Origin of the sequence: Planobispora longispora (genome assembly GCF_016863135.1) — a bacterium.
GTDB classification, from domain to species: Bacteria; Actinomycetota; Actinomycetes; order Streptosporangiales; family Streptosporangiaceae; genus Planobispora; species Planobispora longispora.
The window spans coordinates 1-16593 of sequence record NZ_BOOH01000035.1 but is presented as its reverse complement, the minus strand read 5'-3'; the positions used below and the strand labels follow the sequence as shown (position 1 = coordinate 16593).

The 16593-nt window shown below is 73.5% G+C and carries 13 protein-coding genes; 3 read left to right on the top strand and 10 right to left on the bottom strand.

Annotated elements, in window-relative coordinates; genetic code table 11:
- The first annotated feature begins 24 nt into the window (after positions 1 to 24).
- The 3 genes from Plo01_RS20940 to Plo01_RS20930 are packed head-to-tail and all read left to right on the top strand — an operon-like array spanning position 25 to position 3712.
- Positions 25 to 966 carry an ABC transporter permease gene (locus Plo01_RS20940; protein WP_203892354.1) on the top strand — a complete coding sequence of 314 codons (942 nt, stop codon included), beginning with the start codon at positions 25 to 27 and terminating at the stop codon, positions 964 to 966.
- Positions 936 to 2804: a dipeptide/oligopeptide/nickel ABC transporter permease/ATP-binding protein gene (locus Plo01_RS20935; protein ID WP_239316750.1), complete on the top strand. Its 1869-nt coding sequence runs from the start codon at positions 936 to 938 to the stop codon at positions 2802 to 2804. Before Plo01_RS20940 ends, Plo01_RS20935 begins: the two co-directional genes overlap by 31 nt.
- Entirely contained in the window at positions 2804 to 3712 is a 909-nt protein-coding gene (locus Plo01_RS20930; protein ID WP_203892353.1) for an ABC transporter ATP-binding protein, read from the top strand. Before Plo01_RS20935 ends, Plo01_RS20930 begins: the two co-directional genes overlap by 1 nt.
- Here the strand turns inward: Plo01_RS20930 and Plo01_RS20925 are convergent.
- From Plo01_RS20925 to Plo01_RS20880, 10 genes are all read right to left on the bottom strand, one after another.
- Positions 3705 to 4541, bottom strand: a complete 837-nt coding sequence (locus Plo01_RS20925; RefSeq protein WP_203892352.1) for an NAD(P)H-binding protein — start codon at positions 4539 to 4541, stop codon at positions 3705 to 3707. The two genes, Plo01_RS20930 and Plo01_RS20925, sit on opposite strands and share 8 nt — an antisense overlap.
- Positions 4538 to 4669: an NmrA family NAD(P)-binding protein gene (locus Plo01_RS20920; RefSeq protein ID WP_203892351.1), complete on the bottom strand. Its 132-nt coding sequence runs from the start codon at positions 4667 to 4669 to the stop codon at positions 4538 to 4540. Before Plo01_RS20920 ends, Plo01_RS20925 begins: the two co-directional genes overlap by 4 nt.
- 174 nt (positions 4670 to 4843) lie before the next feature.
- On the bottom strand, positions 4844 to 6595 hold the full coding sequence (locus Plo01_RS20915) for a family 20 glycosylhydrolase (RefSeq protein WP_203892350.1): 1752 nt from the start codon (positions 6593 to 6595) through the stop codon (positions 4844 to 4846).
- 129 nt (positions 6596 to 6724) lie between these two features.
- The gene (locus Plo01_RS20910) at positions 6725 to 8977 is read right to left on the bottom strand and encodes a pectinesterase family protein (protein ID WP_239316748.1); all 2253 of its coding nucleotides are present in this window, start codon (positions 8975 to 8977) and stop codon (positions 6725 to 6727) included.
- A 207-nt stretch (positions 8978 to 9184) separates the two neighbouring features.
- Entirely contained in the window at positions 9185 to 11347 is a 2163-nt protein-coding gene (locus tag Plo01_RS20905; RefSeq protein ID WP_203892348.1) for an aldehyde dehydrogenase family protein, read from the bottom strand.
- Positions 11344 to 12366, bottom strand: coding sequence for a DUF6807 domain-containing protein (locus Plo01_RS20900; RefSeq protein ID WP_239316746.1), 1023 nt, complete (start codon positions 12364 to 12366; stop codon positions 11344 to 11346). Before Plo01_RS20900 ends, Plo01_RS20905 begins: the two co-directional genes overlap by 4 nt.
- Positions 12359 to 13486, bottom strand: coding sequence for a Gfo/Idh/MocA family protein (locus Plo01_RS20895; RefSeq protein ID WP_203892347.1), 1128 nt, complete (start codon positions 13484 to 13486; stop codon positions 12359 to 12361). Before Plo01_RS20895 ends, Plo01_RS20900 begins: the two co-directional genes overlap by 8 nt.
- A complete protein-coding gene (locus Plo01_RS20890; RefSeq protein ID WP_203892346.1) occupies positions 13483 to 14556 on the bottom strand; it encodes a mandelate racemase/muconate lactonizing enzyme family protein in 1074 nt (357 codons plus the stop codon). Before Plo01_RS20890 ends, Plo01_RS20895 begins: the two co-directional genes overlap by 4 nt.
- The gene (locus Plo01_RS20885; protein ID WP_203892345.1) at positions 14553 to 15428 is read right to left on the bottom strand and encodes a 5-dehydro-4-deoxyglucarate dehydratase; all 876 of its coding nucleotides are present in this window, start codon (positions 15426 to 15428) and stop codon (positions 14553 to 14555) included. Before Plo01_RS20885 ends, Plo01_RS20890 begins: the two co-directional genes overlap by 4 nt.
- A 32-nt stretch (positions 15429 to 15460) precedes the next feature.
- A complete protein-coding gene (locus tag Plo01_RS20880; RefSeq protein WP_203892344.1) occupies positions 15461 to 16345 on the bottom strand; it encodes an NAD-dependent epimerase/dehydratase family protein in 885 nt (294 codons plus the stop codon).
- Positions 16346 to 16593: the final 248 nt, after the last annotated feature.

Genomic DNA, 16593 nt, shown 5'->3' with positions numbered 1-16593 from the left:
CCCGACAACGGATGCCGAGTTCTCATGCTGAGCTTCATCGCGCGCAGGACCGCGGCGGGGGCGGCGCTCCTGTTCGTGATCTCCTTCCTCTCCTACATGCTCCTGTCGATCCCCGACATGGACGTGGGCCGGCAGCTCCTGGGACAGGGGGCGAGCCAGGACCTCGTCGACGCCAGGAACGCGGCCCTCGGCCTGGACCGCCCCGTCCTCGCGCAGTACCTGGACTGGCTGGCCCACGCCGTCCGGGGCGACTTCGGGACCTCCTGGTTCAGCGGCGAGGACGTGACGCGGGCGATCGCGAACCGGCTGCCCGTCACGGTCAGCCTGATGGTCGGCGTCACCCTCGTCACGGCCGTGCTCTCGTTCCTGCTCGGGGTGTGGGCCGGGGTCCGCCGGGGCGCGATCGACCGGTTCGTCCAGGTCTTCGCCGTCGTGGGATACGCCCTGCCCGGCTTCCTTGTCACCCTGGTCATCGTCCTGGTCTTCGCGGTGCACCTGCGCTGGTTCCCCGCCATCGGGTACGTCGGCCTCACCGAATCCTTCGGCGGCTGGCTGTCCACCGTGACGCTGCCCATCGCCGCCCTGTCCGTCGGGTCCGTCGCCGGGGTCTCGCAGCAGGTCCGGGGATCGGTGATCGACGTCATGCGCCAGGACTACGTGCGCACCCTGCGGGCGCGGGGACTGCCGCCCTGGCGGATCGTCTTCCGACACGTCCTGCGCAACGCCTCGGCACCCGCCCTCGCGGTGCTCGGCATGCAGTTCGTCGGGATGCTGGGCGGAGCCGTGCTGGTGGAGCAGATCTTCGGCCTCCCCGGCATCGGGAGCATGACCGTCAACTACACCACCCGCGGCGACATCCCCGTGATCATGGCGCTGGTCATGTTCTCCGTGGTCGGGGTGATCATGATCAATCTCGTCGTCGACATCCTGATCGGATGGCTGAACCCGAAAGCGAGGATCGCATGAGCGAGGGTGCGCCGATCGCCCCGGCGGTCCCGGCCGCGCCGCGGACCGGCACCGTCCGGCGGCTGCTCCGGCACCCGCTGGGGCTGGCCTCCGCCGCGGTCCTGGCCGCCATCGTGCTGGCGGTGCTGTTCGCCCCGGCGCTCAGCCCGGCGGACCCGGGCGTGTCCAGCCTGCGCGACGCGTTCGGCGGCCCGTCCGCCGGTCACCCGCTCGGCTTCGACTCCGCCGGCCGGGACATCCTGACCCGCCTGCTGTACGGCGGGCGGAACACACTGGGCGGCGCGGTGATCGCCCTGTCGGTCGCGCTGGCGCTGGGCGTGCCCGGCGGCCTGCTGGCGGGTTACTACGGCGGCTGGTTCGACTCCGCGGCGAGCTGGATCGTCAACCTGGTCATGGCGCTGCCCGCCATGGTCGTGCTCCTGGCCTCGCGCGCCATCCTCGGCCCCACCGTCTGGGTCCTCATGGTGGTCCTCGGGTTCCTCGTGACGCCCGCGTTCTTCCGGCTGGTGCGCGGCATCGTCGCGAGCGTGCGCAACGAGCTCTACGTCGACGCCGCCAAGGTGTCGGGACTGCGCGACCCCCGGATCGTGGTCCGGCACGTGCTCATCGTGGTCCGCGCGCCCATCATCATCCAGGTGGCGCTCGTCTCCGGGATCGCCATCGGCCTCCAGGCGGGCCTGGAGTTCCTCGGCATCGGCAGCGGCGACACGCCGACGTGGGGCGCGATGCTCAACGAGGCGTTCAAGAACATCCAGCGCGCTCCGTCGCTGATGCTCTGGCCCGGCCTCGCGCTGGGCCTGACGAGCGGCGCGCTGGTGCTGCTCGCCGCCGCCCTGCGCGACGCGCTGGAGGACCGGGGCACGGCGCCCGCCTCCCGGCGCCGGAGCCGCCGCGCCGCTTCCGCGACTCCGGCGATCCCCGCCGGTTCCGCCGTTTCCGCCGTCTCGCCGGGTACGGGCGGGACGCCGCAGGTCACGAACGGGACTCCGGCGGACGCGGGTGAGCGCGCCGGGTTGTTGTCCGTGCGCGACCTGGCCGTCTCCTACGTCCTGCCCGGGGGCGGGACGCGCGAGGTGGTCCACGGCGTGGACCTCGACGTGCGGGCCGGGGAGATCGTCGGTCTGGTCGGCGAGTCGGGGTCGGGCAAGACCCAGACGGCCTTCTCGATCCTCGGCATCCTGCCCGAGGGGGGACGGGTGAGCCGGGGGAGCGTCACGGTCGGCGGCGAGGAGATCGTCGGCATGCCCGAACGCAGGCACCGCGCGCTGCGGGGGAGCGTCGTCGCCTACGTCCCCCAGGAGCCGATGAGCAACCTCGACCCGGCGTTCACGGTCGGCAGCCAGCTCGTGGAGCCCATGCGCCACAAGCTCCGGATCTCCAGGGCGGAGGCCGTCCGGCGCGCGCTCGACCTGCTGAGCCAGGTCGAGATCGCGGACCCGCGGCGGACCTTCGACTCCTACCCCCACGAGATCTCCGGAGGTATGGCGCAGCGCGTCCTGATCGCGGGCGCCATGTCCTGCGATCCCGAACTCCTCGTCGCCGACGAGCCCACCACGGCGCTCGACGTCATGGTCCAGGCGGAGGTGCTCGGCCTGCTGCGCCGGCTGCAGCGGGAGCGGGGCCTCGGGGTCCTGCTCGTCACCCACAACCTCGGCGTGGTCGCGGACCTGTGCGACCGCGTGGCCGTGATGCGGCAGGGGCGCATCGTCGAGACCGGGACGGCGGAGCAGGTCCTGCACGCCCCCCGGGACCCCTACACCCGGAAGCTGCTCGGCGCCGTGCTGGACGACGCCCCGGCCCGCCGGCCCTGGCAGCCCTCGAACGCGGAGGTCGTGTGATGCCGGACAGCGTGTCCACCGACATGTCCACCGATCCGCCCCCCGAGACGCCCGCCGGCGCCCTGCTGACGGTCGAGGACCTGCGGGTCTCCTTCCCGGGGAAGGGCTGGCGCGCCCCGCGCGCCGAGGTCCTGCGGGGAGTGTCGCTGGACGTCCGGCCCGGCGAGACCCTGGGCCTGGTCGGGGAGTCGGGGTCGGGCAAGACCACGATCGGCCGGGCGATCCTGGGACTCGTCCCGGTCCACTCCGGGACGATCACGTTCGCCGGGGAGCGCGTCGACCGCGTCACCGCCCGGCGCCGCCGTGAGCTGAGCCGCGACATCCAGGTCGTCTTCCAGGACCCGTACACCTCGCTGAACCCGTCGCTGACCGTGGGGGACACGCTGTCGGAGCCGTTGCTCGGGCAGGGGTACGGCGCCCGCGAGGCCCGCGCCCGCGTCGCCCGGCTCCTGGAGCGGGTGGAACTGCCCGCCGACGCCGCCCACCGGCTCCCCAGGGAGTTCTCCGGCGGGCAGCGCCAGCGGGTGGCCATCGCCCGCGCCCTGGCGATCGACCCGAGACTGATCGTCTGCGACGAGCCGGTCTCGGCCCTCGACCTGACCACCCAGAAGACGGTCCTCGACCTGCTCCTGGAGATCCAGGAGCAGACGGGCGTCTCCTACCTGTTCGTCTCCCACGACCTGTCGGTGATCCGGTTCATGAGCCACCGGGTGGCCGTCATCCGGCACGGCGAGATCGTGGAGATGGGCGAGGCGGCCGAGGTGACGGCCGGGCCGCGGCACCCCTACACCCGGGCGCTCCTGCTGTCCGCCCCGGTCGCGGACGTGGCCGGGCAGCGGGAGCGCCGCGAGGCGTTCGAGCGCGAGTTCCGCGCCCGGGAGGCGGGGACGGGCGAAGCGGTCATCTGAACGCCCCGGCGTTCTCCGCCGCCCATTCGGAGAACGTCCGGGCCGGGCGGCCGGTGAGACGGGGGACGACGGAGGCCCACTCCTCGTCGACCGGGGCGGGGGCGCGGGCCGACGCCGCCCACATCCCGAACAGCCAGTCCACCACCTCGGCCGGGTACCCGTCCCGGATCCACTGCTCCCGGGCCGTCACCGGATCCTGCTCCTCGAAGCGCACCCGTTCTCCGATCGCCCGGCCGATGGCCTCGACCTGCTCGACGACGGTGAGGGCCTCCGGCCCCGCGAACGTGTAGGTGCGGCCCTCGTGTCCGTCGCCGAGGAGCGCCGCGGCGGCGACGGCGGCGACGTCGGCCTCATGCGTGGGCCGGGTCACCGCCCCGCCGTGGGGACGGCGCACGGTCCGTCCGGCGCGGATCGACGGCGCCCAGTCCAGCCAGTTGGCGGCGAACTCACCCGGACGGACGTGGGTCCAGTCCAGGCCGGACGCCTCCACGGCCCCCTCGACCACGCGGTAGCCGTCCCCGAACGTCTCGTCGTCGGCTCCGGCGCCTGACAGGTCCACGATCCTCCGCACTCCGGACGCCGCGGCCAGCGCGACCACCTCGGCGGCCGTGCGCGCCACGGGGAACAGGTAGAGCCGCTCCACGCCCGCCAGCGCCGCCCGCAGCGACTCCGGGTGCTCCAGGTCCCCCTCGCACACCTCGACCTCGCCGGGCAGGCCGGCGGTGGCGGGGCGGCGGGTCAGGGCCCGCACCCGGCGACCGGCCCGCAGCAACTCCCCGACGACGCCTCTGCCCACGAGACCGGTCGCACCGGTCACCAGGATCGTCACGCCGCCTCCCCGGGGAAGTCGGCCGCGTGGTCGCGGACCATCGCGCGCACCCGCTGGCCGGCGCCCACCAGCCCGTCCACCACGCGGCGGCCGATGTCGCCGGTGGCGCCCGTCACTAGAATCGTCACGTTGCTCCTCTGCTTGCCTGATGGGGCGATGGGTCGCCGTCGCGTCCGTTGGCCCGGTTCCGCGGCGGCGACCCGCGAACGCGACGAGGCTAGGCGGTTCCGGAAGAGCTCGCATATGGATCGTTCCAAGGGCGGGTCCGGCGGCCTCGCGGGCCGCCGGGGCTCCGGGTCGCCCTACTTTCCCGCGGCGTCCGCCGCGACGGCGCCGAACAGTTCCGCCGAGCGGTAGTAACCTCCCCAGCCGAGGCGCTCCCACCAGCCCGGGTGGGCGGCCACCCGGCCGCGGTAGTCCGCCCAGGCGGTGACCTGCGGGGTCCACCCCTTCTCGGCGATCCCGGGCAGCCGGGGGAGCAGGAGGAACGCCAGGTCGTCGAAGTCCGTGACGGTCTCGCACCAGATCGCGGCCTCCACCCCGGCGAGCCGGGCGTCCCCGGGGACCTCGGCCAGCGTCTCCGGGTGCCAGGCGAACAGCTCGCGGCTGGTGCGCGGCTCGTACGAGGCGAAGCCGACCCGCTCGCGCCGGGCCGTCTGGTCCGGCAGCAGCGAGTCCTCGGCGTAGCGGCGGTCGAGGTAGAGCACGCTGCTGGGCGAGGCGAGCACGGGGGCGCCCGCGGCGACGGCCTCCGGCGCGTCCCGCGGGGCCCGCTCGAACGAGCGCTCCACCATGTCGATGATCGGGTGGTACTCGGCCGGGGCGAGTTCGCGGGCGCCCTCGGCGTCGAAGGAGTGGTCGGAGCCGATCCAGCACTGCGCGAGATCGGCGGGGGTCAGCGCGCCCGAGCGGGCCGCCTCCTGCCAGGCGACCACGCGTTTGCCGGTCGTCCTGGCCAGGCGCAGCGCCCGCGCCGTGAACGCGGCGTACAGCTCGTGCGGCATGCCGAAGGCCTCGTCGCCGCCGATGTGCAGGAACGGCCCCGGGGTGAGGTCGGCCACCTGCCGCAGCACGTCCGCCACGAAGCCGTCCGCCGCCCCGGCGCGCGGGTCGATGAAGGGCAGCAGCGGGTGCGGCGGCTCGTCCGCGCCGGCCAGCTCCGGGTACGCGCGGACGGCGGCCAGCGCGTGGCCGGGCATGTCGATCTCGGGGACGACGGTGACGAAGCGCTCCGCCGCGTACTCGACGATCTCGCGGTAGTCCTCGCGGGTGTAGAACTGCGGGCCGTCGCCGTTGCGCGAGCCCTCGCCGCCGGGCCAGTTCGCGGGGTCGGTGAGCCCCGGCCGGCCGGTGATCTCCAGGCGCCAGGCCTGGCTGTCGGTGAGGTGCAGGTGCAGGACGTTGAACTTGTACAGGGCCAGCAGGTCGACGACCTTCTTGACCTGCGCCACCGGGAAGAACCGCCGTACCACGTCGAGCGAGAGACCCCGCCAGCGCAGGGCGGGGCCGTCGAGGACGCGTACGGCGGGGGCCGTGAGGCCGGGCCCGGAATCCTGAGCGGTGCGGCCGTCCCCGGCGTGCGGACCGCCGGGGCCGCCTCCGGCGTCCTGACCGGTGAGCAGCTGCGCGAAGGTGGTCGCGCCGCGGAACAGTCCCTCCGCCGAGGACGCCGTGACCGTGGCCCCGCCGGAGGTCACCACCAGCTCGTAGCGCTCGCGAGACCCGCCGGAACCGGCGGGCTCGGCGGATCCGGCGGACTCCCCCTCCCGGGCCAGCGGGTCGACGCCCCGCGCCGGGGCGAGCCCCGCGGCGCCCGGTACCTCGGGGACGAGGACGAGGAGGAGGTCGGCGCGCAGGCACGCCCCGCCGCCGGCCCGGACCTCGGAATCGACCCCGTGCAGCACGCGGAGCAGCCCGGCGACGGTGCGGCCGAGGCCGAGCAGGTCGTCGGAGGAGACCCCGATGCGCACTCGCGCACCCAGCCGGAGGCCGTTCCCCCCCTCCGGGGCGAGGAGCTGCGGAAGGGGGACGACCGGGGCGGGCGGCTCGGACATGGCACTCCAGAGACGACGGGATGCCCGCCGGGTGCGGGCATCCCGTTTTTTCTACCACATGGTAAGTATTTTCCGCCTCGCCGGATTGTCAGCTCTCACCGGGCCCGCCTCTTACCGGAGTCCCGGCCCTCAGCGGAGGCGTCCGGCTCCCGCGCCCGCGGTGACGAGGCCGCGCACCGCCTGGGCGGGGTGGACCTTGGTGACCAGGGTGGGCGTCCAGCCCGCGTCGGAGCCGAGGTCGGGGTCGTTGGCGGCGTTGTAGGCGGCGACCAGGTCGACGGGCTTGCCGTCGACCAGGTTGTCCCTGGCGGCGATCACGGTGCCCTTGAAGACCCCGAGGACCTTCTCCGCCGGGATGCCGTCGAAGGCGTTGGCCTGCGCGTAGACCTGTGAGCCGAAGCCCACGCCGATGCTGTACTGGTGGATGTCCGAGCCGGTGTAGTAGTTGTTGTAGACGTGCACCTGGCCGAAGCGCACCCGCGGGGTCCGCTGGCCCAGGCCCTCGAAGTAGTTGTGGTGCAGCGTCACCTTGAGCTTGTCGGCCTCGGCGTACCGGGTGGCGTTGTCGGTGTTGCCGATCAGCGTCACCTTGTCGTGGTTGCTCAGGTGGTTCCACGACAGGGTCACGTAGTTCGAGCCGCGCACCACGTCGAGCAGGCCGTCGTGGACCTGGTACGGCCGGCCGAAGTGGAGCGGCTGGTTCGAGTCCGGGTTGTCGCCGTCGTCGAGGGTGTTGTGGTCCAGCCAAACGTGCGTGGAGCCGGAGACCTCGACGTTGTCGAAGGAGGCGTTCCACGCGCCCTCCTCACCGTCGGTCGGGTCCCACTGCGGGAAGCAGTCGGAGGTGTCGGTGATGGTGAGGTTGCGGACGATGACGTTGTCGGCGTTGGTGATCCGGATGCCGAAGCTCTTCAGCGCGGCGTCGCGGCCCAGGCCGACCAGGGTGACGTTGGAGCCGAGGGTGATGGTGACGTGCTTGGCCATCTTGTCGTAGGAGGCCTTGCGCGCGTCCTCCAGCGGGCCTGACGGGACCTTGTCCCGGCCCCAGACCGCCGGGTCGTAGGCGGCCAGGTACGCCTGGAGGCTGTAGCCGTTGACCGCGTAGCTCGCGCAGGTGAGGGGGTTGCCCGCGTCGTCGGTGTCGGCGTCGATGGCGCCCTTCACGTAGATGATCTTCGGGGTGTTGTCGGCGGGGTCGCCGATCGCGGCGAGCAGCTGCGCCCGGGTGGAGACGGTGTGGATGTTCTCCGGGCGGGCGGCCGAGCCGCCGGTGGTGCCGGTGCCCGCGGCGGCCCAGCCGTCGTTCTTGGGCAGCGCCTGGCGGCCGAGCTGCTGGTCGGAGTGGGAGGGGAAGCTGCGGAAGGGGTCCCAGCCGTCCTGGCCCCTCAGGTAGTCCTCCGGATCGAAGTCCTCGGCCTGCTCCCTGGTCAGCTGCGGCCGGTCGTTGTTCACGGCCGCGCCCGGACCGCGGTTGAGGTACTCCGAGAGCCGGGCCTCCCGCCAGTTCAGACCGGACATGTCGGTCCAGGGGGCGTCCTTGAACTGCTGGCCGAGCCAGGACTCACGGATCAGGACCTGTCCGCGGGCGGTGGCGGAGCCGCCCGCCGGCCACGGGCGGCCGAGGTGGACGGTCTTGGCGGGGGCGTCGCCGACCAGGTGGCTGCGGTAGATCATGAACCCGTACGGGTTGGTGATCTCGGTGCTGGCCGCGGTGACGTAGCCGTTGTTGCCGTCGGCGCTGCCGCGGTCGAGGGACTTGATCACGCAGTTGTGGAACAGCGCGGTGGCCCGGCCGAAGATGAAGTCGACGTCGCCCTCGACGTAGCAGTTCCGGTAGTACTGCCGGGCGACGGCGGTGGCGGAGGCGGTGTTGGCGTAGAGGGTGTCCTGGTTGCCGATGAACCGGACGTTCTCGTAGACCTGCCGGTCGCCGGTGGTCCGCACGGCCACGGCCTGGCTGTTGCCGCCCGCCACCTCGTCGTAGGAGTTCTCGAAGGTGAGGTTGCGGGCGGTGAAGTCGGGCGCGCCGATCACGTAGGAGGCGCTGCCCGAGGTGCCGTAGGCGCCCGAGCCGTCCGGCTTCGGGGTCTTGGCGGCGGCGTCGAAGGTGAGCACCACCTTGCGCGGGTCGTCGGTGTCGCCGACCAGCGAGATGTAGGGCTTGTCCGCCGGGATGACCACCTGCTGCTTGTAGGTGCCTTCCCGGACCAGGATCGTGACCGGCCTGGTGTTGCCGGCGGGGACGGCGTTGACCGCCTCCTGCACGGTCGTGTGGTTTCCGGAGCCGTCGGCGGCGACCACGATGGTGGCGGGAGCGGGGGCGGCCGGCCCGGTGGCGGAGACGGCCGGTGCGGCCGTCGCGATGATCGTGAGAGCGATCACCGGAGGAAGCGTCAGAAGTCGCATGTGCAGCCTTGGGGGATGCGGCAATCGGTTGCATGAAACGGTGGCGTAATCCCTTATTCACGTCAATAGCCCCTAGGAAATCGCTTTCCATAGCGACAAACGATTGCAGGAACCCTCTGAATCAGTGCATGCCGACGGCCCCGGCGGCGGGGAGTCCGCCGGGGCCGCGTTCCCCGGTGAACGTCAGGGCAGGGTGAGCACCCCGTTCAGGCGGCGGGGGAGCCGCCAGGGGTTGTCGTCGCGCAGGGCCTCCGGCAGCAGGTGCGCCGGGCAGTTCTGGTAGACGACCGAACGGAGGAACCGGAAGATCGCCGCGCTGCCGACCGAGGTGGTCGACGGCTCGGTGGTCGCCGGGTACGGCCCGCCGTGCTGCTGCGCCCAGCCGACCGCGACCCCGGTCGGGTAGGCGTCGAAGACCAGGCGGCCCGCCCGGTCCCGCATCACCGCCACGATCCGGGAGGCCAGCTTCTCCTCCTCGGGCTCGCTGTGCAGGGTCGCGGTCAGGTTGCCGGGGGTGGTGGCCAGGATCTCGGCCAGCTCGTCCTCGCTGTCGTAGGTGAGCACCACGGTCATCGGCCCGAAGCACTCCTCCAGCAGCAGCTCGGTGGTGTCCAGGACGGAGACGTGCCCGGTCAGCAGCCGCGCCGTCACCTGCCGCTCGCCGCCCACCTGCCCGGAGGCCGCCACGCGCAGGCCCGGGAGGGCCTCCCGCTCGCTCGCGCCGCTCTCGAAGCTCTCCCTGATGCCGTCGCCGAGCAGCACCTGCGGGCCCAGCTCGGTGTAGTGCTCCGCCATCGCCTCGACCAGCCCGCTGCCCGCCGGGGCCAGGATCAGGCCGGGCTTGACGCAGAACTGCCCCGCCCCCAGCGTCGCCGAGGCCACGAGCCCGGCCGCGATCTCCCCGGTACGGCGGGCCGCCGCGCCGGGCGTGACGACCAGCGGGTTGAGGCTGCCCAGCTCGCCGTAGAACGGGATCGGCTCGGGACGGGCCTTGGCGATGTCGTACAGGAAGCGCCCGCCGGGGATCGACCCGGTGAACCCGACCGCCTTGACCAGCGGGTTCTTGACCAGCGCGACCCCGGCCTCGCGGCCGTGGACCAGCTGGACGACCTCGGCGGGGAAGCCCGCCGCGCGGGCGCCGTCCTGGAGGGCGGCCAGGGTCAGCTCGGAGGTCTCCGGGTGCAGGGAGTGCGCCTTGACGACGACCGGGCAGCCCGCGGCCAGCGCGCTGGCGGTGTCGCCGCCGCCGACGCTGAAGGCGAAGGGGAAGTTGCTGGCGGAGAAGACGCCGACCACGCCGACCGGGATGTTCATCCGGCGCAGGTCCGGCTTGACCCCGTCGGCGCTGTCGAGCCGTACGTCGAGGAAGGACCCCTCGCGCAGCACCTCGGCGAACAGGCGCAGCTGCCCGCTGGTCCGGGCGACCTCGCCGGTCAGCCGGGGCAGGCCGAGCGCGGTCTCGGCGTCGGCGGCGGCGGCCAGCTCGTCCACCCGCGCGTCCAGCGCGTCGGCCATGGCCGAAAGCAGCGCGGCCCGCCCCTGCGGACCGGCCTCGTCCAGTCGGGGCAGCAGCTCGTGGGCACGGCGGCAGACGGTGCCGAGCTCCTCCGCGCTGGTGGAGGCGAACTCGCGACGGCGCTCGCCTGAGCGGGCGTCGAGGCTCCACACGGACATCACAGGTCTCCAATCCATGAGATCGGCTTCGGGGGTCCGGACGGCGGGCGGGAGCAGGTCGCCCGCCGCCTCCAGCAGCAGCCGGGCCGCTTCGATCGCGCCGCGCCCGGTGAAGTGGGTGTCGTCGGCGCTGCCGTCCGGGTAGTTGGGGTGCGGGGCGAGCCAGAGGAACAGCTCCTTCGTCGCCTCCGAGCCCAGCTCACGCCAGCGGCGGAGGCTGGCGGCCTGGAGGTCGACCAGCGGCACCTCCTCGGCGGCGGCCAGGGCCCGCATCGCCTCGGGGTAGCGGCCGTGCGTCCCCTCCGGGCCGCAGACGCGCCGCTCGACGGAGGTGACCAGCACGGGGCGCGCACCCCGCTCGCGGGCCCCGTCGATGTAACGGCGCAGGAAGTCCTGGTAGCCGGTGAACGGCGCGGCGAAGCGGCCCTGGTCGTGCTTGGGGTCGTTGTGGCCGAAGCAGATCAGCAGGAGGTCGTCCGGCCCGATGGCGGACATGATCCGCTCGTGCATCCCCAGGCGCTCGACCGAGCTGCGCGCGCTGGCGCCGGGGACGGCCTCGTTGACCACGGGCACGTCCCACAGCAGGGGCAGCGCCTGCCCCCAGCCCGCCTGCGGCGCGAGCGTGACCGGGTAGGAGGCGGCGGTGGAGTCGCCCGCGATGAAGACCCTCACGGTGCGGTCCCCGCCGGATCCGCCGGCGCACCCGTTCCCTCCGGCGCACCCGTGGTCCCCGCCGGATCCGCCGGAGCGCCCGTGCTCGCCGGGCCGTCCGCGGCCGCCCCGGCGAGTCCCGCGGCCAGCTTCGCGGCGGCGGCCCGGTCGAGCCGCCCGTCCGCCACGACCGTGACCACCCGCCGCCGCAGCGTGTCCGCCACGGCCAGCGGCCGGTCCCACGCCAGCGCGGGGCCGACGCCGGGGTACTCGGCCACCCGCACGAACCACGGGTCCACCGCGCCCGCCTGGACGAACACCAGGCTCCAGGCGTCCGACACCAGCGCCAGCCAGGGGGCGACGCTGCCGTGCACGCCCGCCTCTCCCTCGGCCTCGGCGGTGAACACGGCGAGGTCCGCGGCGTCCTTGGGCGCCCGCCAGAAGAACCCGCCGTACCCGGCGCCCGGCCGTCCCTTGCACGCCGAGCTCCTGATCTCCAGCGGCTCGGTCACGGTCAGCGCGAAGGAGAAGTCCAGCGCCCACGCGGTCCCCGCGCCGGCCACGGGGCGGGCCAGGACGGTCCGCTCCTCGATGGCGACGGTCGCGCCGTCCGGGCCGATCCAGGTCAGCGCCTCCCGGAACCCGCCGTCGAGCTCCGCGAAGGCGTCGTGCCGCTGGCGCCCGTGGTCGTCCAGCCAGGTCGCGCCCTGATCGCGGACGAAGGTCCGGCCGCCCCAGAAGTTCACCGCGCCGACGTCCGCGACGGCCAGGCTGACGCCCAGGTGGTGGACGTGGTCGTCGGGGCGGAACTGGGTCACCGCCGTGCCCGCGAGCGTGCGCACCGGGTGCAGGTACGGCCGCGGCGAGTCGGTCGCCGGCAGGTCGGGCTCCCACACGTAGGAGGCCACCGGCGTTCCGGCGACCCGCAGCTCCCGGGTGGTCTCCCCGTCCGCCCGCTCCCGCGTGACCGGCTCGTCCGCGTGCGTCTCCGGCATGATCGCCTCGCTCCCGTGCGCTCGTCGGCTGGTCGTCTCATCCACGTGCGGCTCCCGGCGCGGCCGCCCACGCCACGCCCAGTTCCGAGAACAGGGCCAGCCGCTCGGCGCTGAGGTCGGTCAGCTCCCTGATCCCGGGCAGCTCGCGCCGGTCGGCGTGGATCTCCTGGTGCTCGTCGGAGATCGGCAGCGGGTCGGGCGCCAGCCGCACCGCCTCCATGAACTCCATGAACGCGCCGGTGCGGGGCGCGGGCACCAGCAGCTCCGCGCCGGTCCTGACGTGGGCGGCGAGATTCTCCAGCAGGTTCGCCCGGGGGTGGACGGTCCCGTCGAGTTCGTCGGTGGTGTAGGTCAGGCGGGCCGTGCCGGCCGAGCCGTGCACGATCAGGTACGGCTCGCTCCGACCCGTCGCGCACAGCGTCACGGCGACCGTGATCACCTGGCCGTCCGCCAGGCGGATCCGGGCTGCGGCGGTGTCGTCCGCCTCGATCGGGTTGGCGTGGAACAGCTCCAGCTCGACCGAGGCCACCGAGCCGCGTTCCTCGGCGCCGGCGACCGCCAGCGCGGTGGCCGTGGCGTGCGCGAACGGGTTGGTGAGCGCGCCGTCCACCACGTCCTGCCCGTCCAGCCGCCGCCGGCCCGACCAGGCCGAGCGGGTGAAGTACTCGGCGGGCCGCTCCCACGCGCCCGCCACCCCGATGCCGCGGATCTCGCCCAGCTCGCCGGAGGCGATCAGCTTGCGCAGCGCGGGGATCGCGGCCGAGCCGAGGCTCTGGAAGCCGATCTGGCAGGCCAGCCCGGTCTCCCCGACCGCCGCGGTGATCCGCTCGAAGGCGGCCATCGACGCCGCGGGCGGCTTCTCCAGCAGCAGGTGGGAGCCCGCGCGCAGCGCGGTCACGGCCAGGTCGGCGTGGGTGTTGATGGGCGTGCACAGGATCGTGATCTCCGCGCCGGTGCGCTCGATCAGCCCGGCGAGGCCGTCGGGGCGCGCCTGCGCGGGAGCGCCCAGGCCGTGCAGCCACTCCGCGTCCACCTCGCGCACGTCGCAGACGCCGGCCAGTTCGACCAGCCCCCGCGCGGACAGGTGGCGCAGGTTCTCCAGGTGCGAGCGGCCGTGGCCGTACGCGCCCGCGAGCACGACCTTGACCGCCCTGTTCTCCGTCATGCCCATGTCAGCCCCAGTCCCGCGTTCCCGGCCGAGCGCAGCCCGGCGCCGTCGATCTCCAGAGGGGACGGCCCGGCCAGCAGCCCCAGGTCGGCGAGGGAGGCGTCCTCGACCAACTCCACCATGACCGGGTGGTGCAGGGTAAGGGCCAGTTGCCCGGAGAGCTCGGTCAGCAGGTGCGGGTAGACGGGGACGTCGAAGGCGCGGGCCAGGGTGGCGACGCGCAGGAACGGGGTGATCCCGCCGACCCGGACCACGTTGGGCTGGACCACGTCGCACGCGCCCGCGACGAGCAGGTCGCGGAAGCCGTGGACGGTGTAGACGTTCTCGCCGACCGCCACCGGCACGCCGATGCTCCTGCGGAGCTCCACGTGGGCGGCGAGGTCGTCGGCGGGCAGCGGCTCCTCGATCCAGTGCGGGTCGTACGGCTCCAGCGCGGCGATCGCGCGGCGGGCCCGGTGCAGGTCCCAGCGCTGGTTGGCGTCGATCATCAGGAGCGTGCCGGGGCCGACGGTCTCGCGGACCGCGGCGACCCGCTCGACGTCCTCGGCCAGGTCGGGCCGGCCCACCTTGATCTTGACGGCGGGGTAGCCCGCGGCCTTCCAGCGGCCGGCCTGCTCGACCAGCTCCGCCAGGGAGTAGTGCAGGTTGACGCCGCTGCCGTACACCGGGACGCTCTCCCGGCGCGGCCCGAGCACCTCCACCAGGGAGGACTCCCCGCAGCGCAGGTCCCACAGGGCCAGGTCCACCCCGGCCATCGCGACCGTGGCCAGCCCGCCGCGCCCGGCCTCGCTCAGGTGCGCGGCGAGCCGGTCCCACACCACCTCCGGGTGGGCGGGCAGGCCGATCAGCGCCTCACGGATGTCGTTGTCCAGCAGGGCCTGCACGGCTTTCGCCCCGATCTGCGGGGTCCAGGAGAAGCCGGTGCCGGTCCGCCCGTCGGCGAGCATGATCTCGCACACGATCACGTGGTTGTACGGCACGTCGGCGCCCCACGGGCGGCGCAGGGGCGCCGACCGCAGGGTGGTCCGCAGGTCCTTGATCCGGCCGGTCACGGTCTCCCCGGTCATGCGCCCACCAGGGCGAGGCCGTTCTTGAGGATCCCGTCCAGCTCGGCCAGGTGCTCGGGGGTCAGGTCGGTCAGCGGCGCCCGGACCGGGCCGACGTCCAGGCCGCGCAGCCGCAGGCCCGCCTTGACCAGGGCGACCGCGTAGCCCGGCGCCTTGCTGCGCAGCTCGACCAGGGGAGCGTAGAACTCCGTGAGCAGCCGGTCGTCGCCGTTGAAGTAGGCGGTGGCGATCTCGGGGGCGAAGGCGAACACGGCCGAGGAGTACAGCTCCACGCCGAGGCCGCGGTAGGCGGGCATGGTCAGCTCGGCGGTCGGCAGGCCGTTGAAGAAGGTGAAGTCCGGGCCGATCTCCCGCCGGATCGCCAGCACGATGCGTTGCATCCGGTCGATGTCGCCCAGGCCGTCCTTCAGGCCGATCACGCCGGGGATGCGGGCCAGCTCCACCACCGCGGCCGGGTCGAGGACCACGGAGCCGCGCTGATAGATGATCACGGGGAGTTCGGCGGCGATCGCGCGCACGTACTCGGCGAACCCGGCCGAGCTGCCCTGGGTCAGGTAGGGCGGCATGAGCAGCAGGCCGTCGGCGCCCGCCTCGCGGGCGGTGCGGGCCTGCTCGAGGGCGGCGCCGAGCGGGCCGCCCGCGCCGGCCAGCACCGGGACCGCGCCCTGGACGGTCTCGGCCGCCACGCGCACGGCGCGGGCGTGCTCGGCCTGGGAGAGCGCGGAGAACTCCCCGGTGCCGCAGGCGACGAAGACGCCGCCGGTTCCGTGCGCGACGCCCTGGCGGATGTGCTCGGCCAGCACGTCCTCGGCCAGCGCGCCCGTGGCGTCGAAGGGGGTCACGGGGAAGAACAGGACTCCGCTGAGATTCATGGTCGGTGCTCCAGGGGGAAGGCTCGGGGGGTTCAGGAGAGTTCGGTGCGCCAGCTGCGCTTGGCCTGCCAGCCGAGCAGCTTGCCGGCCTTGGCGGAGGAGAACGCGGGGGCGGTGCCGGTGAGGGCGTCGGCGAAGCCCGCGGTGGCGGGGATGATCCGCGGCAGCAGCTCCGAGAGCGGCTCGCGGGCCAGGGCGTCGGCGGCCCCGGCGAAGAAGATCTCGCCGTTGGGCAGGCCGGGCAGCCGGTCGAGCAGGGTGATGAGCATGTCGGCCGCGTCGCGGGCGTCGATGTAGTTGAACAGCGAGACCCCGGCGATCTCGGGCCGGTCCAGCCGCTCGGTCACGGTGTGCCCCGACTGGGTCGGCGCTCCCTCCCACTCCTCCGGCGCGATCACGAAGCAGGGCCGCACCGCCGCCAGCTTCGTGGCGGTGGCGGCGCGGGCGAACGACCGCATCGTCTCCTCGGCGACCACCTTGGACAGGTTGTAGGAGTTCCACGGCAGGACCGGGTGGTCCTCGTCGAGGGGCAGGTAGGAGGGGGTCCAGCCGCCCGGCGCGCCGTACCCCATGACGGTCGGGCTGCTGGCGACGATCACCTTGCCCACGCCCAGCGCCACCGCCGCGTCGCACACGTTGAAGGCCAGCTGCGTGTTGGTGCGGAAGGTCACCGCGTCGCTGTGGCTGAACGGGGTGGCGATGGCGGCCAGGTGCACGATGGCGTCCGGCCGGAAGCGCGCGATCACCTCGTACGCCTCGCCGAGATCGGTCAGGTCGGCGGGGAGGGTGGCGGCGGCGTCGGCGGGCGTGCCCGGGGCCCGGTCCACGCCGATCACCTCGTGCCCGGCCGCGGCGAACGCGGACACGACGCTGCGCCCGAGGCGCCCGGCGCTCCCGGTGACAAGAGTTCTGCTCACGGGTGTCTTTCCCTTCTGGCAGTCAGCGGGTGAGCCCGGGGACTGCAACCAGTTGCATCAAACAGTGTCGGCATCCGGAGGAAACGTCAAGGGCTCGGTCGCGATCAACTGTCTGAACTGGCGATTTGTTCTCCGCTCCAGGTGATAGGGGAAGCAACCGATCGCAGGATAGGAGGGGTCGCTGCTGCTAGAGTCTGGTAGAGGCCGATCGTGTGCGTTACGGTGCCGCGGAGCACAGGAGGCGTCCA

Excerpts from the sequence above, each read along its gene's own strand:
- Plo01_RS20915 (WP_203892350.1), bottom strand. The coding sequence starts at position 6,595 with ATGTCCGAGCCGCCCGCCCCGGTCGTCCCCCTTCCGCAGCTCCTCGCC.
- Plo01_RS20940 (WP_203892354.1), top strand. The coding sequence starts at position 25 with ATGCTGAGCTTCATCGCGCGCAGGACCGCGGCGGGGGCGGCGCTCCTG.
- Plo01_RS20885 (WP_203892345.1), bottom strand. The coding sequence starts at position 15,428 with ATGAATCTCAGCGGAGTCCTGTTCTTCCCCGTGACCCCCTTCGACGCC.
- Plo01_RS20935 (WP_239316750.1), top strand. The coding sequence starts at position 936 with ATGGCTGAACCCGAAAGCGAGGATCGCATGAGCGAGGGTGCGCCGATC.
- Plo01_RS20890 (WP_203892346.1), bottom strand. The coding sequence starts at position 14,556 with ATGACCGGGGAGACCGTGACCGGCCGGATCAAGGACCTGCGGACCACC.
- Plo01_RS20930 (WP_203892353.1), top strand. The coding sequence starts at position 2,804 with ATGCCGGACAGCGTGTCCACCGACATGTCCACCGATCCGCCCCCCGAG.
- Plo01_RS20895 (WP_203892347.1), bottom strand. The coding sequence starts at position 13,486 with ATGACGGAGAACAGGGCGGTCAAGGTCGTGCTCGCGGGCGCGTACGGC.